3 protein-coding genes are annotated in these 3,376 nt (G+C 67.1%); all 3 read left to right on the top strand.

Annotated elements, in window-relative coordinates:
- Positions 1-73 precede the first annotated feature (73 nt).
- Positions 74-2,173: a molybdopterin-dependent oxidoreductase gene (locus tag ACLFQI_RS12765; protein WP_410759873.1), complete on the top strand. Its 2,100-nt coding sequence runs from the start codon at positions 74-76 to the stop codon at positions 2,171-2,173.
- Between the two features lie 133 nt (positions 2,174-2,306).
- Positions 2,307-2,675: an FmdB family zinc ribbon protein gene (locus ACLFQI_RS12770; RefSeq protein ID WP_410759875.1), complete on the top strand. Its 369-nt coding sequence runs from the start codon at positions 2,307-2,309 to the stop codon at positions 2,673-2,675.
- A 207-nt stretch (positions 2,676-2,882) separates the two neighbouring features.
- Positions 2,883-3,376 (top strand): OB-fold nucleic acid binding domain-containing protein (locus tag ACLFQI_RS12775; RefSeq protein ID WP_410759877.1); only part of this gene is annotated, 494 nt, incomplete at its 3' end.

Below are 3,376 nucleotides of genomic sequence, written 5' to 3' on the forward strand. Positions count from 1 at the left end.
GGGCGAGGTTGAAATCCGGCCTGGCACGCGCATTGAACGTCCGAACAATCCCTCTTCAGGAAGTGTCCCGCCGATGTCTACCGTCAAGAGTACCTGCTACGAATGTGACGCCAACTGCGCGATCGATGTCACCCTGGACGCCCAGGGCGAGCCGGTGGCGATCGATGGCCCCGACTGTCCGCGCTGCTATGTGCAACTCGACCGGCGTCATCACCCGGATCGCCTGCTGTATCCGCTCAAACGCGTCGGGCCGCGTGGCGGCGGCGGGTTCGAGCGCATCTCCTGGGACGAGGCGCTCGCTACCATCGCCGAGCAGCTGAGCCGCACGCGCGAGCGACATGGGGCACCGGCGGTCGCCTTCTTCGCCGGTTACACCAAGGAGGCGCGCCCGCAGCTACAGCGTTTGGCGCATGCCTTCGGCTCGCCGAACTACATGACCGAGAGCGGCTGCTGCTTCTCGGCGACCAAGGTCGCCGAGGAGGTGACCTTCGGCACCAAGATCAAGACCACCTCGACGATCGCCTCGCACAATACCAAGTGCCTGCTGGTCTGGTCGACCAATCCGCGCGGCTCGATCCCGCCCTTCCATCTGCATCCGCAGGCGCATGCCAAGCCCGGCCGGCCGATGATCGTGGTCGATCCGCGGCGCACGCCGCTCGCCGACCAGGCCGACGTGTTCCTGCAGATCCGCCCCGGCACCGATGGCGCGTTGGCGCTCGGCTTCCATCATCTGATCTTCGCCCATGGCTGGCAGGATCAGGCCTTCCTGGATCAATGGGCGACCGGCGTCGAGGCCTTCCGCGCCTATGCCGCCGAGTTTCCGCCCGAGCGCGTCGCCGCCATCTGCGGCATCGACGCCGACGATCTGTGCCGCGCCGCCGAATTGTTCGCGACCCTGCATCCGGCGCAGATCATGCTCTCGCCGACGGCGACGGTGCAGCATAGCAACGGCTTCCAGAATCATCGCGCGGTGATCCTGCTGTCGGCGGTCACGGGCAATCTCGATCGCGAGGGCGGCAACCGCTTCTTCAACGACAAGGTCTCGCCGAAGCCGATCGAGTTGTTCGATCATTGCCTCGACCACCTGCCGCCGCGGGTCGGCGACGAGGTGTTTCCGGTCTGGACCCGACACTGGCCGGCGGCGCAGAGCATGCTGTTGCCCGATTGCATCCTCGCGGGCCGGCCGCAGCGCATCCACAGCCTGTTGGCGATGGGCATCAATACCGCGATGTGGGCCAACTCCAAGCGCATGGAGCAGGCGCTCGGCGCGCTCGACTTCTTCGCCGCCTCGGATTTCTTCCACAATCCGGCCACGCGCATGGCCGACATCGTGCTACCGGCGGCGACCAACCTCGAGCGCGAGGCGCTGATCGCCTATCCGGGCTGTGCCTATCAGGGCGAACTGCGCTATCGGCATCGGGTGGTGGCGCCCAAGGGCGAGGCGCGCCCGGATGCCGAGATCTTTTTGGAGCTGGGCGTGCGGCTCGGCATGGCCGAGCAGTTCTGGAACGGCGACCTGGCCGCATCCTGGGCCGAGGCCGCCGAGGGCATCCCGGAAGACATCCGCGCAGAGGTCTATTCCAACCCCGATGGCGTCACCGTCTATGCCCAGGCCATCGATGAGCTGGTCGAGCAGGGCTTCCTCGACGCCGACCGTCAGTATCGACTGCATGGCTTCAAGACCGTCAGTGGTAAGGTCGAGTTCGATTCGCAGGAACTGCGCGAGGCCGGTCATGATGGCCTGCCGATCTGGCGCGAGCCGGCCGAGAGCCCGCTCTCGACGCCCGATGTGGCGCGCGACTTCCCGCTGGTGCTGACCAGCGGCGCGCGTCACAAGCACGCCACCCACTCGCAGCATCAATACCTGGAACGCATGCGTAAGGCGATGCCGGATGCGCTGGTCGAGCTGCATCCGGAGGATGCCGCCGCGCGCGGGATCGGCAACGGCGATGAGGTCGAGGTGCGCACGAGGCGCGGCTGTGTGCGCTTTACCGCACGGGTCACGGATCACATCAAGCCCGGCGTCGTCCACTGCGCCCACGGTTGGAACCATGCCAATGTCAACGAGCTGACCGACGATGGCGCGCTTGACCCGATCAGCGGGTTTCCGCCGTTCAAGTCGCTGCTGTGCGAGGTGGCGCCGGTCGCGGCCAGCGCCGCCAGGGCCGCTTGAGCGCGACCGTGCGCGCGAGCGATCGCGGCCGGTGGGGCGCGATGACCTCGGCCTTGGCGATCGCCCGTTGGAAAAGCGCGCTCAACACCCTATATTGGCGCGGTTATGCAACCCTTGCTTGGTGAATGAGACCATGCCTATCTACGCGTATTGCTGCGGGGAATGCGGCCATGAACTGGATGCACTGCAGAAGATCAGTGATCCGCCGTTGACCGAGTGCCCGGCCTGTGGCGCCTCGGCGCTGACCAAACAGATCACCGCCGCCGCCTTCCGGCTCAAGGGCAGCGGTTGGTACGAAACCGATTTCAAGAAGGACAAGGACAAGCGCAAGAACCTGCATCAAGACGGGGAGGCGGCCAAGGACAAGGGCGCGGGCGAGAAAGCCGCCGGCGATCAGGCGAAGGCGCAGCCAGCCGCCGAGAAGACCAAGCCCAAGTCGGACGCGCCAGCGGCCAAGCCAGCCGCGAACAGCGCCGCGAAGGCCAAGGCAGCGGCGGACTGAGGCCTGGGCGACGCCGAAGGACGTCGGCGCTGAGGAAGGCGGGCGCGCCGCGAAGACGGGTGCGCGCCACGCACGCGCGCGCAGTGACCGGTTGCATGTCGCTGAGCCGATCGTTATCTTGGCGTGTTTTTTCGGGCGGCGCTCGCCGCCTGTTTCGCAGCGGTCGGCGAGCGCCGCCGGTGCACAGTCCAACGGGGATCGAACGGCATGCGCAGTCATTATTGCGGCGAGCTCGAAAGCGGGCTCATCGACCGCGAGGTCAGTCTTTGCGGGTGGGTCCATCGGCGCCGCGATCACGGCGGCGTGATCTTCATCGACCTGCGCGATCGCAGCGGGCTGGTGCAGGTGGTGTTCGACCCCGATCGCGCCGACATCTTCGCCCTCGCCGAACAGGTGCGCAGCGAATACGTGCTGGCGCTCAGCGGGCGCGTGCGTGCCCGCCCCGAGGGCACCGAGAACCCGGATCTCGCGACCGGCCAGATCGAGGTGCTGGGGCTCTCGCTCCAGGTGCTGAACACCGCCGAGACGCCGCCGTTCCAGCTCGATGAGCACGGCGCCGACACCTCCGAGGAGATCCGGCTGCGCTACCGCTACCTCGACCTGCGCCGCCCCGAGATGCAACAGCGCCTGCGCCTGCGCAGCCGCATCACCCAGACCCTGCGCACCTTCCTCGACGGCCAGGGTTTCCTCGATATCGAGAC

This window comes from Halochromatium sp. (assembly GCF_046541315.1).
Classification (GTDB): domain Bacteria; phylum Pseudomonadota; class Gammaproteobacteria; order Chromatiales; family Chromatiaceae; genus Lamprobacter.